Origin of the sequence: Segatella maculosa DSM 19339 = JCM 15638, assembly GCF_000382385.1 — a bacterium.
GTDB classification, from domain to species: domain Bacteria; phylum Bacteroidota; class Bacteroidia; order Bacteroidales; family Bacteroidaceae; genus Prevotella; species Prevotella maculosa.
On sequence record NZ_KB908321.1, the window covers coordinates 65,588 to 87,524 of the forward strand.

A 21,937-nucleotide genomic window follows, 5' to 3' on the forward strand; every position below is an offset into this window, starting at 1 on the left:
ATTACTTGTTAAAAAAGAGAAGGGCTAAAAAACGAACTAAGGGCCGCTCAATCCATTGGTGCCTGAACAGTATACAAAGCATAAGCATCAATAGGTAGAAACCTCCCACAATACAGAACGCTGCTACGTTACCCAAACTCGAACTAAGTGCAAATGCGGCAGCAAAACTCAGATAAATGAGTGCCAGCATCAGCAGGACGACAAAGATTGCGGAGATAGTGATTGCCGTTAGTAATCGAACAATCTTTTCGAACACATCAAGCTTCAGAGATTCGGTCTGAAGCTCAATGTAGTGTTTCGACACCTCAATGAGTTGTCCTATGGTTTCGATATTCTTATCGTTAGAAAACATACAATCAATCTGTTACTGTTTCCGGTGCAGCATCTTTGATGTCGTCGACCAAATCTTCCACATCCTTTCGTGTGAGTTTGATGTTATGCCTTTTGCAGAAATCATCAACAGCATCTGTGATTTTACTACGTGTGTCTGTTCCCTTTTCCGGGGCCATCAGCAATCCAAGAGCAGCACCGGCTATAGTTCCGCCGATAAAAGCTCCAATGTAACCTAAAGTTTTCATACGCTCAATATTTAATTGTTAGACATAATAATATAATACATTGATCAATACAGACCAATATTAAGGCAAATATAATAAATGTTTTGTAAGTATGCAATGAAATCTATTTCCTTTTTGTTATTTTTTATGTATTTCTTTGATTTAACAAACTTTATGCGCGTTCTTCGCTATTTATTGTGATATATTTTGTACTTTCGCAACAATAAAATTTAAGTCTAATTTCAATAAATAGGAGAATTATGAAAAAAACTTTGGTATTATGTATAGGTCTTTGTTCTGCTTTTGTTTTCACGGGTTGTAAGTCAAGTGAAAGTGCATATAAGAAAGCTTACGAAAAAGCTCAAGCTCAAGCGAACACACAGCAAGCCGAAGAACCACAAACGACTGCTCCCGTTGTGACTCCCTTGGAACAAAGACCGGTAACCGAGACAACCGTTATGGATAATACGGATAATGCCGTTGTTCGTCAAGAAAACTTCTCGGTTATAGGTGGTCCTAATGTCAGAAGTTTTGGTGTGGTAGTTGGATCGTTCTCATTGAAAGCTAATGCAGAGGGACTTCAGAATACACTGAAGAGTGCAGGTTACGATGCCTCTATCATCTATAACAGCGAGCGTAACATGTATCGTGTTGTGGCAACTTCATTTGATAACAAGAACGATGCTGTCAGAAGTCGCGACGCTTTGCGCTCAAAATATGCTGACGCTTGGTTGCTTTTTAAGAAGTAGACCAAGTAAGTAGATATTCTCTGGAAACGAGAGGCATATCTATATGGCACGTATATTGGCCATAGATTACGGTAAAAAGCGTACGGGCCTGGCTGTGACCGATCCATTAAAGATTATAGCAAATGGGTTGGCCACAGTTTCTACAGCGGGATTGATTGATTATCTAAAGGATTATATCGCGAAAGAACAAGTAGAGCGTATCGTGATTGGGAGGCCTCTGCAATTGAATGGAAGTCCGAGTGAGAATCTTGCAAGAGTTGAACGATTTGTCAATCGTTGGCGTAAGGTGATGCCGGAGATACCTATCGATTATTTTGATGAACGCTTTACATCGTCATTGGCACATCAGGTTATTTTAGATAGTGGCGTCAAAAAGAAGGTGCGCAGGGAGAACAAAGGATTGGTAGACGAAATCTCTGCAACGATCATACTGCAAGACTATATGCAGTACAGAACCTCGGTACTTAAATAAGAAGAAGATAACAGAATGATATTACCTATATATATATATGGACAGCCTGTCTTGCGAAAAGTGGCGAAGGATATAACTCCGGACTATCCCAATCTCAAGGAACTTATCGCAGATATGTTTGAATCATTGATGGCGAGTAATGGTATTGGATTGGCTGCCCCACAAATAGGCAAGGACATTCGGTTGGTCGTTATTGATTTAGATGTCTTGAGCGATGATCTCCCCGAGTATAAAGGCTTCCGAAAAGCGTTTATCAATGCACACATCATAGAATTTGATGAATCTTCTCCCAAGGAAACAATGGAAGAAGGTTGTCTTTCGTTACCGGGACTCTCTGAGCGTGTGACGCGTCCGACACGTATCCATGTGAAGTATCAAGATGAAGATTTTGTCGAACATGACGAGTGGGTCGAAGGTTATTTAGCACGCGTCATGCAACATGAGTTCGACCATTTGGATGGAAAGATGTTCATCGACCACCTCCCACCTTTCCGCAAACAGATGATTGTCGGCAAACTGAAAGCCATGTTGAAAGGAAAGGTCAGCTGTGCTTATCGCACGAAAGTCGTGTGCAAGTAAGTTTCCGACAATGTTGAGGCGCCTACTAATTCTAATCACCTTTTCTTTTACTGTGCATGCTGTAGGCCTTGCACAGTACAACACACAGCGTTTGCTTGACGTAAGTGCGACGGCCTTAGACAATAAAGACTTTGTGGTCGTTATCCAATATTGCAACAACATCATTTCCAACCGCCCCAATCTCTACAAGGCATGGTTTTATCGGGGCGTAGCCAAGCATTGCTTAGGCGATTATACGGGGGCCGAAGAGGACTACAATCAGGCTGTAAAACTCAATCCTTATGTGCACGAACTCTTTCGTGAACGGGCCAATAACCGAATGTCTCTGAAGACATACGACCTTGCTACCGAAGATTACAGTCGTGCCATTGCGCTGTCCCCCGACAATAAGGAATATTGGTTCAACCGGGCCTTGTCGCGCTATTATCAAAAGGACGTGAAACAGACTCGCCAAGACCTGCAATACATTCTGAAGCGATGGCCCACTTTGCCCAACACCTATGCCCTGATGACAGAAACCTATCTGAATGCCAACGACACACTGAATGCGCGTCGATGGGTGGAGAAGACATTGAAAGTCAATCCCTACGATGGCAACTCTTGGTCGATATTGGGCCGTCTTTGCCTGCGAAGGAATAATTGGAACAAGGCCGAACAGGCTTTCAGTCAGGCCATACACTATACGCCCAACGTGGTCAACAACTACACCTATCGGGCGATGTGCCGGGTAAACCTGAACCGCTTGGGGCAGGCGATGGACGACTTCGACAAGGCTATCGAAATGGACCCCAACAGTTTCCTTGCCCACTACAACCGCGGACTGTTAGGTGTTACCGTAGGCGACGACAACAAGGCCATCAGAGACTTCAGCTTTGTCTTGCGCTTGGAACCCAACAACCTTCAGGCCTTATACAACCGTGCCCTGCTGCTTGACAGGGTGGGGAACTATACCGAGGCCATAGCCGATTATTCCCGCGTCATCAATAAGTTTCCCAACTTTTGGGCAGGCCTGTTGAACCGTGCCAAGTGCTATCGCCATTTGGGCATGACGGCCAAGGCCGAGCTCGACGAGTTCCGTGTGCTCAAGGCACAGATGAACAAGCATCTGGGCATTCAGCAACGCTGGAGCAAGGAGAAGTTGCGTCAAGTAAGGAAGATGAACGACTTCGACATCGAGAAATACGACCGCTGGATCGTCCTTGGCGAAGAAGTTTCGACCCCGCAGTATTCAAGCAATATCCGGGGATATATCCAGAATCGTCGGGTGTCTACCGATTACATGCCGATGTATTTCCTGTCCTATCAATCCTACACCAACGGGGTGAACGATTATCAGGTGTCGAGTAAAGAGGTCGATGGGTTCAACGAACGGCAGGCACCCTTGTACAAGCTCTACGTCACTTGCCGTACGGTTCCGGCCAACGAGCAGCAAGCCAAGCAATATTTCCGTTTGATAGAGCGTCTTTCCGAGCGCATCAATAAGTTCTCCGACCCGAAAGCACTGCCTTCACTGTTGTTGCAGCGGGCTGTGGCCTATACGGCAACCTACGATTACGCGGACGCCTTGAACGACCTTTCTGCCTGCATCGAGCAAGACTCCACCCTCTCCATGGCCTATTGGCAACGGGCGGCCTGCCTCATCCTGTCCGCCAATAACGAAAATACCACAGCATCGGACGAGTTGGTCATCAAGAAAGCCATCGATGATTTGAAAAAGGCGATGGCACTCAATGCCGATAATCCCTACCTGCACTACGATTTAGGCAATGCCTATGCCTTGCAGAAAGATTATGCCCGTGCGATGGTCTACTACGACAAGGCCCTAAAGCTCGATAGTCGTATCGCCGAGGCCTATTACAACCGTGGCCTCGTCAAGATAGCCCTACAGCAACAGATCGAAGGGCTCAAAGACCTTGGCAAAGCAGGTGAACTTGGCCTCTACGATGCCTATGGAGTGATAAAGCAGGTAGAAAAGTGAGGTCCTAAAAGCCCCCGGCCTCCCCAAGGGAGGGGGGAAACACCCACCCCAGCCCTCCCCAAGGGAGGGAGTCCGAGCTTGCGGGCAAATCATAATTATGAATTATAAATTAAAAAAGGACGGGCCTTGCGGATAGTTATCCGCAAGGCCCGTTCTTTATGTAGGAGAAGGGGTGTACTTAAAGCCTCTGAGGACTTATACTTAAAGGTGTCGAGGACTTATACTTAAAGTCCTTAAGGAGTTATACTTAAAGATGTCGAGGACTTATACTTAGGGTCCTTTGGGAGTTATATTTAAAGATGTCGAGGACTTATACTTAAGGTCCTTTGGTATAGATAGTATGTATATGGAAGGATAGATACTATATATAGGAAAGGATAGATACTATATATAGGAAAGGATAGATAGTATGTATAGGAAGCTATAGATACTATATATAGAGGAGGATAGATAGTATCTATACAATAGGATGTCCATTGGAGGTATGAGAGGACTTCCAGTGGGGGTCGGGGAGGACTTCCATTGGAGGTACAAGAGGACTTCCAGTGGAAGTCGAAGAGGATGTCCATTGGAGGTAGGAGAGGACTTCCAGTGGGGGTCGGGGAGAGGACTGGGGGAGAGGCTTTTGGGAGAGTTGAGTTTGGTGTTACTCTTTGATATTACGATTGGATTTGGCTTCCACGGCTTTGCGCTTGAGCATATCGAGGCGGTCGAAAGCCTGTTGGCGAGTGTGGTTGATTTGGAAACGATAGACGGCACAGGTGGCGAAGAAGTAGAGGGCGGCCTGTATCCAAAGGGCAATGAGTTCGGGGCGGATATCGTGAAGATTGCCGCCCATGCTACTGAGGCGCAGGAAGCCGCGCACGCCAAAGGTTGATGGGAACACACTGGCCACGTATTGCCAGATGGCAGGCATGTTGGTCTGCGGCCACGAGATGCCGGTCATGAAGAGTAGCGGCAGAGAGGTGAAGACGACGAGGAGCATCACGTTTTCCCGGTATCTCACAAGGGCCGAGAGGGCCATTCCGAAGAAGATGACGGCCAGGAGGAAGGGCGTCAGCAGGGCAACGAGTTCTGGTCCGCCTGCCATGGTAGTGAAGCGGAAGAAATGGGGCACGCAGCGTGTGAGGTAGGCTGCCATAAGGGCGAAGACCATGAAATAACACAGGGCCTTTCCGAAGACAATACGGAAGACGCCGACGTAGTGCTTGCTGATGGGAATGAGTTCGCGGTAGCGGTTGTTCTCGCGTGCTGTTCCGGCGGCAAGTCCGATGCCGAGCAGGAGGGTTTGCTGTAGAATAAGGATGAGCACGCCGGGGATAATGGCATTGCCATAGCCGCCCGTGGTGTTGAAGAGGGGCACTTCTTCAACATCGAGCGGCTGGGTGGTCAGCTCTTCGTCGCGGTCGGTGTAGTTGGTCGACCGGGCTATTTGTATGCCGGCGTTGATGTCGGTGGCTACGGATTGGGCAGTCTGATAGATAGCCTTGTAGGTGAGCATGAGGCTCATGTCGCAATAGACGCCGATGTGGGCCTGTTCTCCCCGATTAAGTTTATGGCTGAAGTCGCTCGGGAAGTAGAGCACGCCGCGCACCACTTGTTTGGCCACGAGGTCTCGGGCTTCGTCGATGTTGTCGCAGAAGTAGGCCGTCTTTGTCTCCGGACTTGCATCGAAGGCGCGGATGAAACGGCGGGAGGTTTGACTGTGGCTTTGGTCGACGATGGCCACGGGCACGTCGCGGACGACCTCGTTGTTGTAGATCCACGAGTAGAGCAGCGGGTAGGCTATGGGGACGAGTATGAAGAAGATGAGCACGCCTTCGTCGGTGACGGTGGAGCGCATTTCCTTGGCCCAGATATAGCACATGTCTTTGAGGCCGTTGACGATTTTCTGTAGCAAACTGTGTTTCTCCATTAGGGAATGTAAACGTATAAGAGCATGGAACGCTTGATGTTCCACAATGTGAAGAGGGGTAGCAGGCTGAAGCACACGAGGGCGGCGATGTTGAACCATGCGTCGGCGAGTGGGAAGCCATTGAAGATGCCGATTTGATAGATCATGTAGTAGTGGCGCAAGGGGAAGAGCTGTGCGACTCCCTCAAGGAAAGGACTCATGGCGAAGGCGGGATAGGTGGCGCCGCTGGTTGAGAAGCTGATCATGGCCCAAAGCGAACAGACACTCATCGACATGCGGAGGCTGGGCATGAGTCCGAAAGCAAAGATGCCGAAGCCTTGAGCTGAGGTGACGGCGAGAAGCCCCAGCAGGAGGATGGGGAATATACCGCCGGGATGGGGGAATTCCAACACGTAGTAGATATAGAACTCAAAGGCATAGAAGATTGTGAGAAAGAGCATCAGCTGTGGCAGAAGTTTGCCAAGTAGGGCGACCCATGTTCTGTTGTCGGCCATGGCCATCCATTCTCTTGAGCGTTTGAACTTAAGTTCTGTCCCGATGGAATAAGGCGTCATAAGGAAGACGAACAGCATCAGGAGTCCGGGCACCATTGCAGTGGTAAGGTAAACGTTGTAGTTGGCCCACGGGTTTCCGATCATATGAAGGTCGAGGGCTATCGGTTGCAAGAAGGTGCGTATCTCGTTACCAGTCTTCCCCACGGCGGCGAGCTTTTGTTGGCCGACGGCTGCCGAACCTAACGCGGCCACGGTTTTAAGGTCTCGGTAGAGCATGGACCCGGCAACGAGGGTGACGTTGCTGTAGTAGAAGGAAATCTTGGGTTGGCTTGCAGTGGCAAGTCCTGTTGTTGTGCCTCGGGGAATGTAGAGAAAGGCGTAGATTTTGTTTTCTTGTATAGCCTTCCGGGCTTGGTTCACGTTGTCGTAGGTGGCGGCGACCTTAGTGGTTTGGAAAGCGTCGAGCCGGCGAATCATGGCCCGGGTTGTTGTGGTGTTGTCAAGGTCGACCACTCCGACGGGCATGTCGGTCGGTACGCCGGCCTGCATCATCGAGGTGAAGAACCAGATGATGAAGATGGGAAACAGCACCATGCAGAACCAGTAGATGGGGTTCTTGATGATGATGCCGCATTCGCGAAGGGCAATCCTGTATATCTGTCGGAGGATATGCATTTATTTCTTGATCAAACTCATACCGGGACGCAATCCGTCGAGCTTGTCGAGGGGGCGTGCTTTCACTTCAAAGGTTTTAAGGTCGTATGCTCCGGTGGTCTTGGTGGCCTTCCACACGGCGTAGCTTCCTTGATCCTTGATGTAGAAGACTTTCATTCTTATTGTTTTGTTGAAGGCAGGAACGAAGGCCTTGAACGTGTCTCCGAGTTTCATGCCGTTGAGCCTGTCTTCGCGAATGTTGAAGGAGCCCCACTGGTCGTCCAAGAGGGATATGCTCATGATGGGCGAGCCGAGTCCTACGAGTTCGCCAACCTTCGGATAGACGTCGCTGACTTCTCCCTCCACTTGTGCCACTTGGACAGTTTCTTTCAACAGGGAGTTGACGACATCTACGGCACCCTTTGCTGCTTGTGCGTTGTTGGCAACGATTCGCTTCTCTTGTGTCCTTGCTCCGTTCTTTGCCATTTCATACTGGCTTTCAGCGGCTTTGACTTGCGCCTCTGAAGCCTTGAAGGCAGCGAAAGCCTCGTCACGCTTCTGTCCGCTGATGACGCCTTCGTTGTAGAGGTTCTGCATGCGGTTGTAGGTCTTCCGCGTTATCTCGGCGGCGGCCTTCGCCTGCTGCACCAGTTCGAAAGCCCCTTGTATCTGTTCCTTTCGTGCTCCGGCATCGGTGAGGTCCTGCAAAGCTTGGGCTGCAGCTCCTGTTGCTTGGACGACTTTCTTCTGTGCGTCGATCTCGGGGATTTCGAGAATAGCCAAAGTGTCTCCTATGTGTACGAAGTCGCCTTCTTTCACGCGAAGCTCAACGATGCGGCCGGGCAACTTGCACGATACCCGGTATTCAGAAACCTCGACTTCGCCCTGAATGGTGTCGTCTCCTCTGTCGAGCGTAAGGAAGCCGATGAGTCCGACAACGACAATGACGAGAACGAAGCCGATGATGGCAAGTAGAATGTTGTTATGCTGTGATTTTGCTGACATGATAGGTTTGTTTCCTTTAGATGTTAATAAACTAATACGCCGAGGGCCTTTTGCAGGTTCACTTGTGCCAGTTTAACCTCGACTTCCGCGTCAATCTGTTGGCTTTGGGCCTGCTGCCATGCTGTCTGTGCTGCCATAACGTCTGTTGTCTCCATGACTCCTTCTTTGAAGCCGATGTTGGCGCAACGCAGGTTCTCTTCTGCACTCTTGATGTTCTTGCGGGCCATCATCAGGCGTTTGTGGGCCTCTTTCACCTTGAACCGGCTTTGCGTAACCTGAAGATCGATTTTTTCTTGCGCGTCGGAGAGTTCCATTCGGGCCATGCTTGTAGCAACCTTCGATGCTCTTATTTTATAGGCACCGTCGAACCAGTTCCACACGGGGACATGCACGATGACGCCTACGTTCCATGTCCCGGCAAACTTGCGCTCGAAGCTATTGAAAAGGTTGGGATTGCTGATAAGGTAGCCGCCTGCGAGCATGACATGGGGCAGGTAGGCGGCGCGGACGAGTCGGGTTACCTGTTGGCTGATGTCGACCATGTTCTGCAGCGTTCGAAGTTCGGGACGGTTGTTGTTGGCCGATGATTTGTCTGCAACGTCGGTCGAAAGCTCTTCAAGGTTGACGTTCAATTGCTTTCTGTCTTCATCGGCCAAGACGATGTCTTGCTCCATCGGGAGTCCGCAGAGTTGACAGAGCAGCATCTTTGCTAAGGCAAGGCCGTCTTCGACCTGTGTCACCTGCATCTCGGCTTCGTTCACCTTGACATCTACCTTCAAACCTGCAGCCCGTGTGGTTATCCCTTGACGGATCATCTTCTTCACGTCGCTGTCTAACTTCTTCACCAAGTTGAGATAGCTGTTCGCAAGCACTTGTTTCTGCTTCAGAGAAACGACGAGCCAGTAAGCTTGGTCAATGCTGTAGAGCGTTGCCTGTGTCTTTGTGTCGGCATCGTTGGCCGCTAACTGCTCGTTGATGGTTGCAATAGTATTGATGGCCGTTATGGCTCCGCCCATGTAGATGGGCTGCCGAACCATGACCGCTCCACCCCAAATATGATGGGTGTTGGTCTCCAAGGCCTTGGTGATGGATTGTCCTATTTCATTGCCTGTTGCCGCCATAGGAGCACCGACTTGGTTTACCATACCATTGATTTGTTGTGCAACGGCGGGAGTGATGATGCCTTGCCGCACAAGTCCGGTAATCATGCCGGTGAGGCTTCCGCCTGCTGCAGTTGCGAGGTTGGTGCCCAAGTTGTTGAGAGCCGCCTGCTGGTCTTTGCTCAAGAGCGAAATCGATTCACTGAAGTATTGATAGCCCCCCGCCGCATCCACTTTCGGCAGATACTTCGTTCTGGCAGCCTTTCGGATATTCAGTGCCATCTCCTGCTTCAACTTGGAGACGTTGATCTGTTTATTGTTGTGCAAAGCCAACGCACGACAACTGTCGAGGGTCAGAACCTTCTGGGCCGCGATAGGAAGACCAACGCTACAAAGGATTAGTATGAAAAATATCTTCTTCATCTCTTATGACTGATGTCTTATTTTAGCGTAAAGCTTCGGGAACCGATCATGTTACCGTCAGCAAAGATGCTGACGTTATAAGTGCCTTCCATTAATGCTTGGTTAACGTTCCAATACAAGGTGACGGGGATTTCCTGCCCTCCGTATTCAATGGTTTTCTGCATAGAACTTGCAAGACTTTTGTTCTCATATTGGAACGACCCTCCGCCTGCAAGTAGTGTGCCCGTTGGCGAAGTGATACGCACGTAAATGGTCTTCGTGCCGTTTCCTGCAGTGACATTCTTGGTAATAGTGAAGTTCAGTTGCAAGGCTGTACATTTCTTTATCTTATTCGTTGTCTTGCCATGTTTGTCCTTTGCCTGCAGACTAATGCCTGTAGCATCAAGTTGTGAAGCAATGGCAACCTTTTCAGAGAGTGTAGCCTTCTCACTACTCAAACCTTCTATCTGACGGGTAGCCTCGGCATATTGTCCTTTGATTTGTGTGTTTTCTGCAGTCAAATTCTGGTTCAGTCTGTTGAGCGAATCAATTTCAATGATATAACTTCTCAGAACTTCTCTTACCGTAGCCAATTCTTTTTTGAGTCGTGCTATCTCTGCAGCATCGGTGGTTTTGACGTTTCTAAGTTCAGCCAGCAGACGTTGTGTGCGCTCCTGCTCCGCTGTTAGTTGGGCAATGATAGAATCATTGCTGATTTTCGTCTTCATCTCGCTATATTGGTTGGCAAACTGCTGATATTCGTTTTCCATTTCCTTTTTGTCGAGTTCAGCCAACTCCTGCATCGCTTTGTTTTCTTTCTTCTGGTTATCTAGCGTGACCCACAGATAAATAACTCCGGCCACAAGGAACAATCCAATGATAATCATTGGAATCAATAGCTTCTTATTCATATTGCTGTTTAGCTTCTAACGTTGATTAACAACGCAAATTTACCTATTAAATCTTAATTGGCAAAGGTTTTTTAATGTGTAAACTTTAATAGTATGCTTTTTTAGCATTTTTACCGAAAAAAAGGACAACATTAAAATATTTTTCTTAATTTTGTCGCCCCAAACAATAGCGAACAAATAAGATGAAGACAAGAGGGTTCTTTAAGAAAGCATTCTACCTCTATTATGATGGCTTCCGACAGATGACTTTGGGGAGAACATTATGGTTGATTATCCTGATTAAACTGTTTGTCATCTTTGCGGTGTTGAAGTTGTTCTTCTTTCCTGATTTTATCGGGACTCGAGCAAAGGTTGGAGGTGAAGCCGACTTTGTCAATTCGCAGTTAGAACAACGTATGCCTTGAAAGCATCGCCTTCACAGCTTGATTTACGAAATATACATTTAATAAATACTCAAAAATTACATTATGATGCATCAAATATTGGATGTCAGTGCAGCCACAATAGACTGGTCACGGGCACAATTTGCATTGACTGCCATTTATCATTGGCTGTTTGTTCCATTGACGTTGGGACTGGCTGTGATCATGGGAATTGTCGAAACCTGTTATTACCGTACACGGAAGCAGTTTTGGAAAGACGCTTCCATGTATTGGCAAAAACTCTTTGGGATAAACTTTGCTATGGGAGTTGCTACGGGTATTATCCTTGAATTCGAGTTCGGAACCAACTGGAGCAATTACTCGTGGTTCGTGGGCGACATCTTCGGAGCGCCACTTGCTATAGAAGGAATCCTTGCCTTTTTCATGGAAAGTACTTTTGTAGCTGTAATGTTTTTCGGGTGGAAAAAAGTATCGGCCGGCTTCCATTTGGCTTCAACATGGCTTACAGGTATCGGGGCGACCCTCTCGGCTTGGTGGATATTAGTGGCTAATGCATGGATGCAATATCCAATTGGGCAGGAGTTTAATCCCGATACCATGCGTTTCGAAATGAATTCCTTTTGGGAGGTAGCCGTTTCTCCTTTTGCCGTAAACAAGTTCTGTCACACCATTACTTCCTCATGGATTATTGGGGCAATCTTCGTTGTCGGAGTGAGCAGTTGGTATCTCTTGAAAGGTCGCGAAAGGAAGTTGGCTGTCAACAGCATGAAGATTGCTACGGTTGTCGGTCTTTGTGCTTCACTCTTGGCAGCGTTCACCGGTGACGGTTCTGCTTATCAAGTGGCAAAGGTTCAGCCGATGAAACTCGCAGCCATGGAGGCACTCTACAACGGAGGCCACTCACAGCCTCTGACAGCTGTCGCTTGGGTATCGCCTTTCGGGCAACCAGATTATCAGAATGGACAGGAACCACCTTTCAAGATAGGTATTCCCAAGGCGCTCTCTTTCTTGGCCACACGCGACTTCGACGGTTATGTGCCCGGTGTGAACGACATTATCGCCGGTTACACGAAAGCAGACGGGACCAGAGAGCCTTCCGTGACCGAGAAGATGCAGCGCGGACGTAAGGCAATCTTGGCATTGCAGCAATACCGTACAGGGAAGAAAGACGTGACCACACGTAAGACTTTGGCAGACAATATCCGATACTTCGGCTATGGCTACGTGAAGTCGGCCGACCAAATCGTGCCGAATATCCCCATTAGCTTCTGGGCATTCCGTGTCATGGTGGGACTGGGTTGCCTCTTCATTCTCTTTTTCCTTGTTGCCGGCCACATCACATGGCGCAAGGACATCACGCATCGTCGTTGGCACTGGCTCCACATTGCAGCCATTGTGCTTGTGCCTTTGGCTTATGTGGCCAGTGAAGCAGGCTGGATTGTAGCAGAAATGGGGCGTCAGCCATGGACCATTCAAGACATGCTGCCCACATGGGTTGCCGTGAGCGACCTCCGTTCGGGCAGCATCATGCTGACATTCTTCCTGTTCCTCGTGCTCTTCACGACCATGCTTGCCGTCGAAATCAACATTCTTTTGAAACAAATCAAGAAGGGGATGGAGGCCCCGAACGTATGACATACACATTCTTACAGCATTATTGGTGGTTGCTCGTTTCCGTGTTGGGTGCCTTGTTAGTGTTCCTCATGTTTGTGCAGGGGGCAAATTCTTTACTCTTCAATCTGGGGCATACGCCCGAAGAGCGCCGCTTGGTTATCAACTCCACCGGTCGCAAGTGGGAGTTCACCTTCACCACACTTGTCACCTTCGGCGGCGCATTCTTCGCCTCGTTCCCGTTGTTCTACAGCACAAGCTTCGGCGGAGCCTACTGGTTGTGGATGATTATTCTTTTTACATTTGTGTTGCAGGCCGTGAGTTATGAGTTCCAGAACAAGCTCGGCAATCTGCTCGGCCCGCGCACCTTCCAATGCTTCCTTGTCATCAACGGAATCCTTGGCCCATTGCTCTTGGGCGGAGCTGTCGCCACGTTCTTCAACGGCAGCAACTTCCTCGTCAACAAGATGAACATCACCGACACGCTGCAGCCCGTCATCAGCCGTTGGGCCAACGCAAGCAACGGGCTCGATGCGCTGCTCGACCCATGGAACCTCGTCTTCGGACTGTCGGTCATGTTCTTGGCCCGCGTCTTAGGGCTGTTCTATATCATCAACAACGTGGCCGACGAAGCCATCAACACCCGTGCCCGCCGCCACCTTATATATAATGTGGTGCCTTTCCTCGTGCTGTTCCTCTCGTTCCTTGTGCGCACACTACTGAAAGATGGCTTTGCCTACAATCCCGAAACGGGCACGATCTTCATGGAACCGATGAAATACCTGCACAACATGACCGTGATGTGGTATGTTTCGATCGTCTTCCTCACGGGCGTCGTCCTGTTGCTCTTCGCCGTCGTACGAACAATGATGAAGCCCGATTATCTTCGTGGCATCTGGACTGCAGGCATCGGCGTCGTTCTCACGGTGATAGCCCTCCTGCTCCTTGCCGGTTGGAACAACACGGCCTATTATCCTTCTACGGCCAACCTACAGAGCAGCCTGACCATCGTGAACAGTTGCAGCAGCAAGTTCACTCTGAGTGCGATGTCCGTTGTCTCATTGTTGATACCCTTTGTCTTGGCCTACATCTTCTACGCTTGGCGCGCCATCGATAGTAAGAAGATAGACCGTGAGGAAATCAAAAACGGCGAAGCGTATTAAGAATACCTAACATACATATAAATGAAATAGACCTTGCAAACTAAAGTGTTCGCAAGGTCTATTTTCCTTTATTGCCCGCAAGTTCGTAGCCTCCCTTTTTTTGATGGGCTGGGGAGGCTTCCGTGGCGGGACTTTATCTAAAGTAGGACTACACGTGATGTAAAGTAGGACTACACATGATGTAAAGTAGGACTACACATGATGTAAAGTAGGACTACATCACGTCTAAAGTAGGAGTAGATTGCGTCTGCCTTACGACGAGCTTGCCTATTCTTCTTATACTATAAGGGGATAATGAATTAATGATATTATTTGAACATGGTTGCCCCATCTTCGTTCATCGCATAGCCTCTTGACCTTGACTCTGTTATCTTAATTTCATTCTCAAAGATTTCAAGGGGAACCGCACCCATATAGTCATAGGCATCTTTATTAGTATTTGTCCAATAGAATCCTTTTGTGCCCACGTCTTCCAATGTGCCATGATAATAGGTGCCAAGGAAAGGTAAGGCAAAGTAGTTATCGCGGTCAGAATAGGTAAGCGGAGTTTTAGATGTTGGAAAGGAGATTGTTTTCGGAAAGGTACCTGTACCTACATCAAGGAATGTATTTAGAATGTCCAATTTGTCATAAGACACTTTCGTCTTTCCATAAGCATTAACCGTGGTGTTCCAATGTCCTTCGGTCTGTAATACGGTGCTCTTTTTCATTAACACACGTCCTTTGTAAAGATGCCCCATCACTGTAAAGAGTTCTTCGTCGTAAGTAGGGTTGCCGTATCGCATATACCATGTCATATCTCCAAAATAAGGCATATTTTTCGTTGGAGGTTCCCAGGCATAGTCAAGTGTTAGTGAATAACTTCTCCCTCCATACTCAAATTGATGCGGAGGAGTAAGATCACCATAACCTCCTGGATAATGCTCGTCATGTCCACCGTTTACTTTAGGTTGTACACTTTCAAAGCCATCCCAATAATGTTTCTTTGCACCAAATTGATAATATATACTGCTATGATTGGCAATGTCAAGGTTAGCAGTAATAGGACTCACCGTGTTAGCGACAAATGCGCCGGAGAAGTATTTGGTAACCGTGCCTTCAATGGTACCGGATGGATTGTCTACGGTATTCCGCAACCAGTAGCGTATCACAAGGTTGTGTGTACCTGGAGCTATCACGGCATAAGCGGCATTGAGGGATTGATTGGTAGAGGTGTTGTTCACCTCGAAACCGCTACCTGTAGTCAGTGTGATGGTTTTACTACTGCCCGTTCCCGTAAGGCCGGTCATACCGAGTGTGTAGGTTCCGGCAATGTTGTCTTCAGATATGATTTCTATCTTAAAGATTTTACTACGTTGGATATAAGGGTTGGAAGACCGGGGTAGCAGACAGATGTAGGCTGCATGATGGTCGAGATTGAATTGATAAGTACCGTCGAGCTGCTGATGCGCTGTGGCCGTCCCACAGTCACCTGCAGCACCGAGATGCTGTGTGTTGTTGGGTGCAGTTTGTGTCTGTGTGGTGGCAATGATTACTTCATTGTATTTCGTGGCATTCTTGCCCGGATAGTACAGCGCAACAGTAGGCGTGAAGTAATCCTTTCCCATTTGGAACTTAGCAGTTGGCGATGTTGTCGTTATCTGAGCCTCACCGTTTGCGTTGTCAGCAGTCCAAATCTTGTCGCCTTTCTCCCAGAAATAGTCCACGGTAGTGCCACTCGGCAGAACGACATTGAGCGATGTGCGAGTGCCAGACTTAGCACCAGCGTTGGGCGCAATACCTCCCACGAAAGTCGTTCCCTGCAGGGGCTCCTGCTTTCCCTGTGTGTTTCCGTCTGTCGCTTCATTGTTGGTGCAGCCTACTGACAGCAGGACTGACATTACAAGCATCAAGAATTTCTTTATTGTCTTCATTGTTCTTTCTTTTTGGTTTATTCGTCCCACGGATTGTAAGTCGTGGAGGCTTCGCTGTTTTCTGTTTCTTCTTCAAAGTCGTCTTCGTCGAACCATGCCCGCTTGGCATCTCCACCACCGCCACCTACGTGGCCTTGGTTATGTCCGCCGTTCATCGTTGAAGTGTTTACCAACATGTTGTCCGTTTCTGTTTTTATCACCGCTATGCACGGATATACATAAGGGCGTTTCTTATTCTCCATTTTGTCCATATTTATTGTTTTATCTTTTTTGCGCTGTTGGTATGTAGGGACGCACGGTTCGTGCGTCCGTTCCAAATGGTATGTTTACTCGTTCACTCATTTACTTGTCCACCGCATTGAGCGGACGCACGAGCCGTACGTCCCTACATGCAAAAGCTGTTCATCTTTGCTCATTATGGGACACGAGTTATGGAACAAAGGAAACTCCGCGGAAGTCCTTTGTCTATATGGGTTACGAGGCTTGCCTCGCGCGCGTACGCGTAAGTATTTATAGGTCGCTCGCCTGTGTGTGTGTGTGTGTGTGTGTTAGCAAATTATTTGGATTAACCAAATAATAAGCGTTAAAAGATGCAGAGAAATCAAAGTTTCTTTGCATCACCGTACACATCTTATTATCGTTGATTGAAAATATCATCTTGGCGGCAAAGGTAAGGCTTTATTTTGAAACAACCAAAGAATTGAGCAATGAATTTATGAAAACAGGTCGAGCTTGTTCTTGCGAGCCTCTTCCAAGGACAGGAGTTTCTGTTGTTCTTGGTTGTAGCCTTCGCGCAGGTCGGCATACTTCGCATTCAGGTCGTTGGTCAGCGTTTGTCGCTCAGCGTCGTTCAGCAGTTTGGCAGCAATCAGTGCGTTCTGTGAGGCATCTTTCATCCAAACCACAGGGCCGCCGTAGACGGGGGCTATTTTCAAGGCCACATGGAGCTGGCTTGTCGTAGCACCACCAATCATAATCGGAATGTCAAGCCCGGCTTTCTTCATCTCCTTGGCCACGTTGACCATCTCTTCCAGCGACGGGGTTATCAGTCCGCTAAGGCCTATCATGTCGGCCTTTTCAGCGATGGCTTTTCTCACGATCTGCTCCGCGGGCACCATTACGCCGAGGTCTATCACGTCATAGTTGTTGCAGGCCATCACCACGCCCACGATGTTCTTCCCGATGTCGTGCACATCGCCCTTCACCGTGGCTAAGACAATCTTGCCGGCTTTATAGGAATCTCCGGTCTTCTCGGCCTCGATGTGGGGTTGGAGAATGGCCACGGCCTGCTTCATGGTGCGTGCCGTCTTCACCACCTGCGGCAAGAACATCTTTCCTTCGCCAAAGAGCTCGCCCACCTCGTTCATTCCGTCCATCAGCGGTCCCTCGATGATGTTCACGGCATGGGGATATTGCCGCAAGGCTTCGGCAAGGTCTTCTTCCATGTAGTTGCCGATGCCTTTCCTCAATGCGTAAGCCAGCCGCTTGTCCACAGGTTGTTCCCGCCAAGCTTCGTGTTGTTCTGCATTACCGCTCCCAACGGAGGCCCCGTTTGCCTTGGCTTCCTCCGCTTCGGCCTTGATGCGGCCAGCCAATTCGATGAGTTCTTCGGCCGCACCCGGCTTTCGGTTCAAGACAACGTCTTCGATGATGCGCAGCCGGTCGGCAGGAATATCGGCATAGGTCACCTTTGTCGCCGGGTTCACGATACCGAAGTCCATTCCCTCATGTATGGCATGGTAGAGGAACACGGCGTGCATGGCCTCTCGGATATAGTCGTTTCCGCGGAAAGAGAACGAGAGGTTGCTGACACCACCGCTGATGTGCGCTCCCGGCAGATGCTGCTTTATCCACGCCGTAGCCTTGATGAAGTCGACGGCGTAGTTGTCGTGCTCCTCGATACCGGTCGCAATGGAAAGTATGTTCGGGTCGAAGATGATGTCGAGTGGGTTGAAGCCCACCTTATCGACAAGGATACGGTAGGCCCTTTCAGCGATTTCTATCTTGCGTTCGTAGGTCGTAGCCTGTCCTGTTTCGTCGAAACACATCACCACGATGGCTGCCCCATATCGCTTGGCATCGCGGGCATGACTGACGAACTCGGCCTCTCCGTTCTTCAACGAGATGGAGTTGATGATGCACTTTCCCTGCATACACTTCAGTCCGGCCGTGATAACGTCCCACTTACTGGAGTCGATCATGACCGGGACTTTGGCGACATCGGGCTCGGAGGCAATCAGATTGAGAAAGTTCACCATCTCCGTTCGGGCATCGAGCAGGCCGTCGTCCATGTTGACGTCGATCACCAAGGCACCGTCGGTCACCTGCTTTCGGGCGATGGTCAGGGCCTCTTCGTAGTTCTTTTCTTTGATCAGGCGCAGGAACTTCTTGCTTCCTGCCACGTTGCAACGCTCACCGACGTTCACGAAACGCACTTCCTTGCTGACCTCTAACAGCTCAAGTCCACTCAACCACATGCTTTCGGGCTTCTCAATCGGTTGACGGGGCGGCTTTCCTTCGGCCATTTCGGTGTATCGCCGTATGAATTCATCGGTCGTTCCACAGCAACCTCCCACGATGTTCACCAAGCCTTCGTCCATGAATTCGGCGATTTGTGGTGACATACTCTCGGCAGTTTCGTCATATTGCCCCATGGAATTAGGAAGCCCCGCATTGGGGTAAGCGGATATATAATAAGGTGATTTCTTGCCGAGTTCTTTCAGATAAGGTTTCATCTGACGTGCTCCGAAAGAACAGTTCAGGCCCACGGAGAAGACGGGATAGCTGCTGATGCTGCCCAAGAAGGCCTCTAATGTCTGCCCACTCAATGTCCTACCGGCCAAATCGCTGACGGTGACGCTCAACATGATAGGCAAGTCGAGCCCACGTTGCTCCATCAGTGAAACAGCGACGTCTATCGCAACCTTGGCATTCAAGGTGTCAAAAATCGTTTCAATGAGCAAGGCGTCGACTCCGCCGTCTAATAGTCCCCTTATCTGCTCTTCATAGGCCGCAAAAAGCGCGTCGTATGTCAGGTCGCGTGCAGCAGGATCGCTCACATCGGGACTCATCGAGCAGGTCTTGTTCGTTGGTCCTACGGCCCCAGCCACAAAGCGTGGCTTCTCTTCCGTGGTGAATTCGTCGGCGGCTTGACGGGCCAAGCAGGCCCCTTCATAGGAAAGTTCATAGCAAATGTCCTGCAATCCATAGTCAGCCTGCGAGATGCTTTGTGCCGAAAAGGTGTTGGTTTCGATGATATCTGCCCCAGCTGACAAGTAGCGTCGGTGAATATCAAGGACCACATCGGGCCGTGTCAGGCAAAGCAAGTCATTGTTTCCTTTCATTTGCCGGCCGTTTTCCTGCTTGAAGCGCAGCCCCCGGAAGTCGCTTTCTGACAGCTGATAAGACTGAACCATCGTACCCATGGCACCGTCTAATATCAATATTCTCTCCTTAACGAGCTCTCGTAGTCCTTTCATATTCAAGCAATGGTATATAAAAAGCGCTTCTAACGGCTTAGAAGTGCTTCATTGCGCGGTCCATTTCACGCTTGTCTTGTTTCTCACGCAGGGTCTGACGCTTGTCAAACTCCTTCTTTCCTTTCGCCAAAGCGATATCAACCTTGGCCCGACCATGAGGGTCTATGAAAATCAATGTCGGCACAATCGTGAAGCCCACTTGCTTGGCATCCTCCTCTAATTTGCGGAGTTCGCGCTTGGTCAGCAGCAGTTTGCGGTCGCGTTTGGCTTCGTGATTGCTGTATGAACCATAGAAATAGGGACTGATGTTCATGCCCTTCACCCACAGTTCGCCTTTGTAGAACACGCAAAAGGCGTCCACCAGCGAGGCCTTCCCGTTGCGAATGCTCTTGATTTCGGTTCCCGTCAGCACGATACCGGCCGTATAAGTGTCGATAAAGAGATATTCAAACGACGCTTTCTTGTTCCTTATCCTGACAGGACTCTTCTTTCTGCGTTCTTGTTCCTCTTTATTCATGCGTTATCGTTGCAAAATTCTCAATGTGTTCATCAATGTAATGGGCAATCTTACTGGTGAACTGCTCTTCATTCTCTATGAACTTATCATCGAATTCGTCGAATTCGGGATACTTCTCAAACATGGCCATGAACTCATCATCGGTGCAATCGCGTTCAATTTCCTCGTGGTATTTTGCGTAAAGGCGATGACTCTTGTTGATGATTTGGTAAAGTTCCTGAATGCCCCACTGGCGGAATGCCTTGCCCGTTGGGTTCTTATAGATGAAAGCTCCCAGTCCGTTGTGAATCAGTTGCACGAATCCGCCGTCCATCACCTCTTCGTGGAGATAGTGATAGGCCAAAAGCGTGATTTGATCGGCATTCAATTCGGCCATATTATGGCTGTTCAGACTGCCGCCGATGGCCGCTGTTATCGCATCGACGAACACACCTACGAATGCGTCCATGCCCTTTTCGGCCGCTTGTTGCAGTAGCCGGTCGTTGATTTTTACTTCTTTCATCATCTGTTTATGGTTGCAAAAATAGCAAATTTAACCGAAAACACAAAGTTCTTCCTTTTTTTTATTACTTTTGCAGCCATGAAACTATCGGTCATCATTCCCGTATTCAATACCGAAGACACACTGTCAAGATGTCTTGACTCGGTCATTGGGCAGCAGATTGCAGGCATGGAGATTGTCTTGGTTGACGATGGTTCGATGGACAACAGCCCGAATATTTGCAGTATCTACGCCAAAGAGCATGCGAACATCAGCCTTTTGCATCAGCCCAACAAGGGATTGAGCGAGGCCCGCAATGCCGGACTGCGGATTGCCCACGGGGATTATGTGACGTTTGTTGATAGTGATGACGATTTGAACCCCAGCACTTACCGCCCCTTGATGGCAAAGCTGACGGCCCGACCCGACATCGATTTCTTGGAATATCCGGTCGAAAGGCGAGGCGGAACAACGCCTTTCCGACTGCAATTGACTGACTGTGTGTATACCGATTGGCAGACTTATTGGTTAAAAACGCACGCCTATACGCACGCCTATGCATGGAACAAGATTTTCAGAAAGGCACTGTTCGAACAAGAAATGTTCAAGCCGGGTATCGTGTTTGAGGACTTGGAACTGATGTCGCGGCTGTTATTCCGCTGCCATTGCATCATGACTACCGCGCAAGGTTGCTATCATTATCGGTTCAATCCACATGGACTGACGGCTTCGGCGGGTGCCCTGCAAATGGAAGCCATGCTCCGTTCCCATCGTGAAATCATGAAACGGTGTTGCGATGCCGATTATTTCAGGCACGTGCTCAACATTCAATTGGATGTCTACAGGCTGGGAGGGCCCCTCTTGCTGGCTGACGGAATGCCTTATAAAGGCGGCCTGAAGCCGACATTGTATCGTCTTTTCGGACTTAAAAGCCTGTGTATTGTTCACAAATGGTTTTGGAAAATCAGGAGAATATGGGCCTTGGAGGGATGCAAGGTCTGCGCCTCCACCCAACGCAGAATAAGAGAAAGCGTGAGCGAGTAGCCGAGTTGATGGCCCGTTTGAATGGACGCACGAGCCGTGTGTCCCTACATGGTTTCTCGATATTCTGCAAGTGCGGGACCCTTTTCCGTGAAAAAGGTGGAAAGGGGCATTGTGATAGTTTAACAAAGTTTTCTGAAAAGCGAACAAAACAAAAAGACATCGATTACTGATAAACGCCATTTCGCTTTCTTGTTTCAATCATTTTACGTCTCAAAGTAGGTCATATCGGCTGGCAATATGCCTCATTTCGCCGCGCAATATGATAGGTTTTGGCGTGCGAAATAACATGCGTTTGCAGCTATTTTCAACCATTTTGTATACTTTTGTATGCTTATCTACAAGAAAAGGGAACGCATTTTCATGCATTCCCCGACACAAAGATAATGATTTTTACAGCCGAAAGCAAATCCGTTATGAATTTAATTGACAAGAATAGCCCCAAAGATAGCGGCCATGAATGATGAATATCAGCTTGCCATTCGCTTTATCTTTTGCGACTTTTGCTGCGGATTGGTTTCTGAACGACAAAA

At 48.8% G+C, this 21,937-nt stretch carries 20 protein-coding genes; 8 read left to right on the plus strand and 12 right to left on the minus strand.

Translation table 11 applies throughout. The features are described from left to right. Position 1: 1 nt before the first annotated feature. Positions 2–352 carry a phage holin family protein gene (locus tag H164_RS0103930; RefSeq protein WP_008565093.1) on the minus strand — a complete coding sequence of 117 codons (351 nt, stop codon included), beginning with the start codon at positions 350–352 and terminating at the stop codon, positions 2–4. Between the two features lie 4 nt (positions 353–356). Further along, entirely contained in the window at positions 357–578 is a 222-nt protein-coding gene (locus H164_RS0103935) for a YtxH domain-containing protein (protein ID WP_008565094.1), read from the minus strand. A gap of 239 nt (positions 579–817) precedes the next feature. On the opposite strand from H164_RS0103935, the gene H164_RS0103940 reads away from it, so the two are divergent. The 4 genes from H164_RS0103940 to H164_RS0103955 are packed head-to-tail and all read left to right on the plus strand — an operon-like array spanning position 818 to position 4,335. Beyond that, positions 818–1,306, plus strand: coding sequence for an SPOR domain-containing protein (locus tag H164_RS0103940; protein WP_019967414.1), 489 nt, complete (start codon positions 818–820; stop codon positions 1,304–1,306). 43 nt (positions 1,307–1,349) lie between these two features. Then, positions 1,350–1,778 (plus strand): Holliday junction resolvase RuvX, encoded by a 429-nt coding sequence (ruvX, locus tag H164_RS0103945; protein WP_019967415.1) that lies wholly within the window; start codon positions 1,350–1,352, stop codon positions 1,776–1,778. A gap of 15 nt (positions 1,779–1,793) precedes the next feature. Beyond that, positions 1,794–2,357: a peptide deformylase gene (def, locus tag H164_RS0103950; protein ID WP_026356227.1), complete on the plus strand. Its 564-nt coding sequence runs from the start codon at positions 1,794–1,796 to the stop codon at positions 2,355–2,357. 10 nt (positions 2,358–2,367) lie between these two features. Beyond that, complete coding sequence (locus H164_RS0103955; protein ID WP_025830332.1) at positions 2,368–4,335, plus strand: tetratricopeptide repeat protein; 1,968 nt, start codon at positions 2,368–2,370, stop codon at positions 4,333–4,335. A 646-nt stretch (positions 4,336–4,981) separates the two neighbouring features. On the opposite strand, the gene H164_RS0103960 is transcribed toward H164_RS0103955, so the two are convergent. Genes H164_RS0103960 through H164_RS0103980 form a run of 5 tightly spaced genes read right to left on the minus strand, consistent with a single transcriptional unit; the run spans position 4,982 to position 10,816 of the window. Continuing rightward, positions 4,982–6,250 (minus strand): ABC transporter permease, encoded by a 1,269-nt coding sequence (locus tag H164_RS0103960; protein WP_019967418.1) that lies wholly within the window; start codon positions 6,248–6,250, stop codon positions 4,982–4,984. Then, the gene (locus tag H164_RS0103965) at positions 6,250–7,419 is read right to left on the minus strand and encodes an ABC transporter permease (RefSeq protein ID WP_019967419.1); all 1,170 of its coding nucleotides are present in this window, start codon (positions 7,417–7,419) and stop codon (positions 6,250–6,252) included. Before H164_RS0103965 ends, H164_RS0103960 begins: the two co-directional genes overlap by 1 nt. Beyond that, the gene (locus H164_RS0103970) at positions 7,420–8,403 is read right to left on the minus strand and encodes an HlyD family secretion protein (RefSeq protein WP_019967420.1); all 984 of its coding nucleotides are present in this window, start codon (positions 8,401–8,403) and stop codon (positions 7,420–7,422) included. It lies immediately after the preceding gene. Positions 8,404–8,426: 23 nt separating this feature from the next. Then, on the minus strand, positions 8,427–9,926 hold the full coding sequence (locus H164_RS0103975) for a TolC family protein (RefSeq protein ID WP_019967421.1): 1,500 nt from the start codon (positions 9,924–9,926) through the stop codon (positions 8,427–8,429). A 17-nt stretch (positions 9,927–9,943) separates the two neighbouring features. Then, positions 9,944–10,816 carry a GumC domain-containing protein gene (locus H164_RS0103980; RefSeq protein ID WP_008565107.1) on the minus strand — a complete coding sequence of 291 codons (873 nt, stop codon included), beginning with the start codon at positions 10,814–10,816 and terminating at the stop codon, positions 9,944–9,946. A 182-nt stretch (positions 10,817–10,998) separates the two neighbouring features. Between H164_RS0103980 and H164_RS0103985 the strand changes: the two genes are divergently transcribed. The 3 genes from H164_RS0103985 to H164_RS0103995 all read left to right on the plus strand — a co-directional run bounded on the left by H164_RS0103985 (position 10,999) and on the right by H164_RS0103995 (position 13,973). After that, positions 10,999–11,220: a DUF4492 domain-containing protein gene (locus H164_RS0103985; RefSeq protein WP_008565108.1), complete on the plus strand. Its 222-nt coding sequence runs from the start codon at positions 10,999–11,001 to the stop codon at positions 11,218–11,220. A 63-nt stretch (positions 11,221–11,283) separates the two neighbouring features. Then, positions 11,284–12,834, plus strand: coding sequence for a cytochrome ubiquinol oxidase subunit I (locus tag H164_RS0103990; RefSeq protein ID WP_019967422.1), 1,551 nt, complete (start codon positions 11,284–11,286; stop codon positions 12,832–12,834). Continuing rightward, entirely contained in the window at positions 12,831–13,973 is a 1,143-nt protein-coding gene (locus H164_RS0103995; RefSeq protein WP_019967423.1) for a cytochrome d ubiquinol oxidase subunit II, read from the plus strand. Before H164_RS0103990 ends, H164_RS0103995 begins: the two co-directional genes overlap by 4 nt. 308 nt (positions 13,974–14,281) lie before the next feature. Here H164_RS0103995 and H164_RS14375 read toward each other — a convergent pair whose 3' ends face one another. The 5 genes from H164_RS14375 to H164_RS0104020 form a co-directional block, all read right to left on the minus strand. Beyond that, positions 14,282–15,886: a hypothetical protein gene (locus tag H164_RS14375; protein WP_019967424.1), complete on the minus strand. Its 1,605-nt coding sequence runs from the start codon at positions 15,884–15,886 to the stop codon at positions 14,282–14,284. Positions 15,887–15,903: 17 nt separating this feature from the next. Continuing rightward, the gene (locus H164_RS14380) at positions 15,904–16,137 is read right to left on the minus strand and encodes a hypothetical protein (protein WP_019967425.1); all 234 of its coding nucleotides are present in this window, start codon (positions 16,135–16,137) and stop codon (positions 15,904–15,906) included. 462 nt (positions 16,138–16,599) lie between these two features. Further along, on the minus strand, positions 16,600–19,365 hold the full coding sequence (gene metH, locus H164_RS14385) for a methionine synthase (RefSeq protein WP_019967426.1): 2,766 nt from the start codon (positions 19,363–19,365) through the stop codon (positions 16,600–16,602). A gap of 37 nt (positions 19,366–19,402) precedes the next feature. Continuing rightward, the gene (gene smpB, locus H164_RS0104015; protein WP_008565116.1) at positions 19,403–19,882 is read right to left on the minus strand and encodes an SsrA-binding protein SmpB; all 480 of its coding nucleotides are present in this window, start codon (positions 19,880–19,882) and stop codon (positions 19,403–19,405) included. Then, on the minus strand, positions 19,875–20,384 hold the full coding sequence (locus tag H164_RS0104020) for a DMP19 family protein (protein WP_025830248.1): 510 nt from the start codon (positions 20,382–20,384) through the stop codon (positions 19,875–19,877). The genes smpB and H164_RS0104020 overlap by 8 nt, the downstream gene beginning before the upstream one ends. 78 nt (positions 20,385–20,462) lie before the next feature. Between H164_RS0104020 and H164_RS0104025 the strand changes: the two genes are divergently transcribed. Beyond that, entirely contained in the window at positions 20,463–21,407 is a 945-nt protein-coding gene (locus tag H164_RS0104025) for a glycosyltransferase (protein WP_025830247.1), read from the plus strand. The last annotated feature ends 530 nt before the right edge of the window (positions 21,408–21,937 follow it).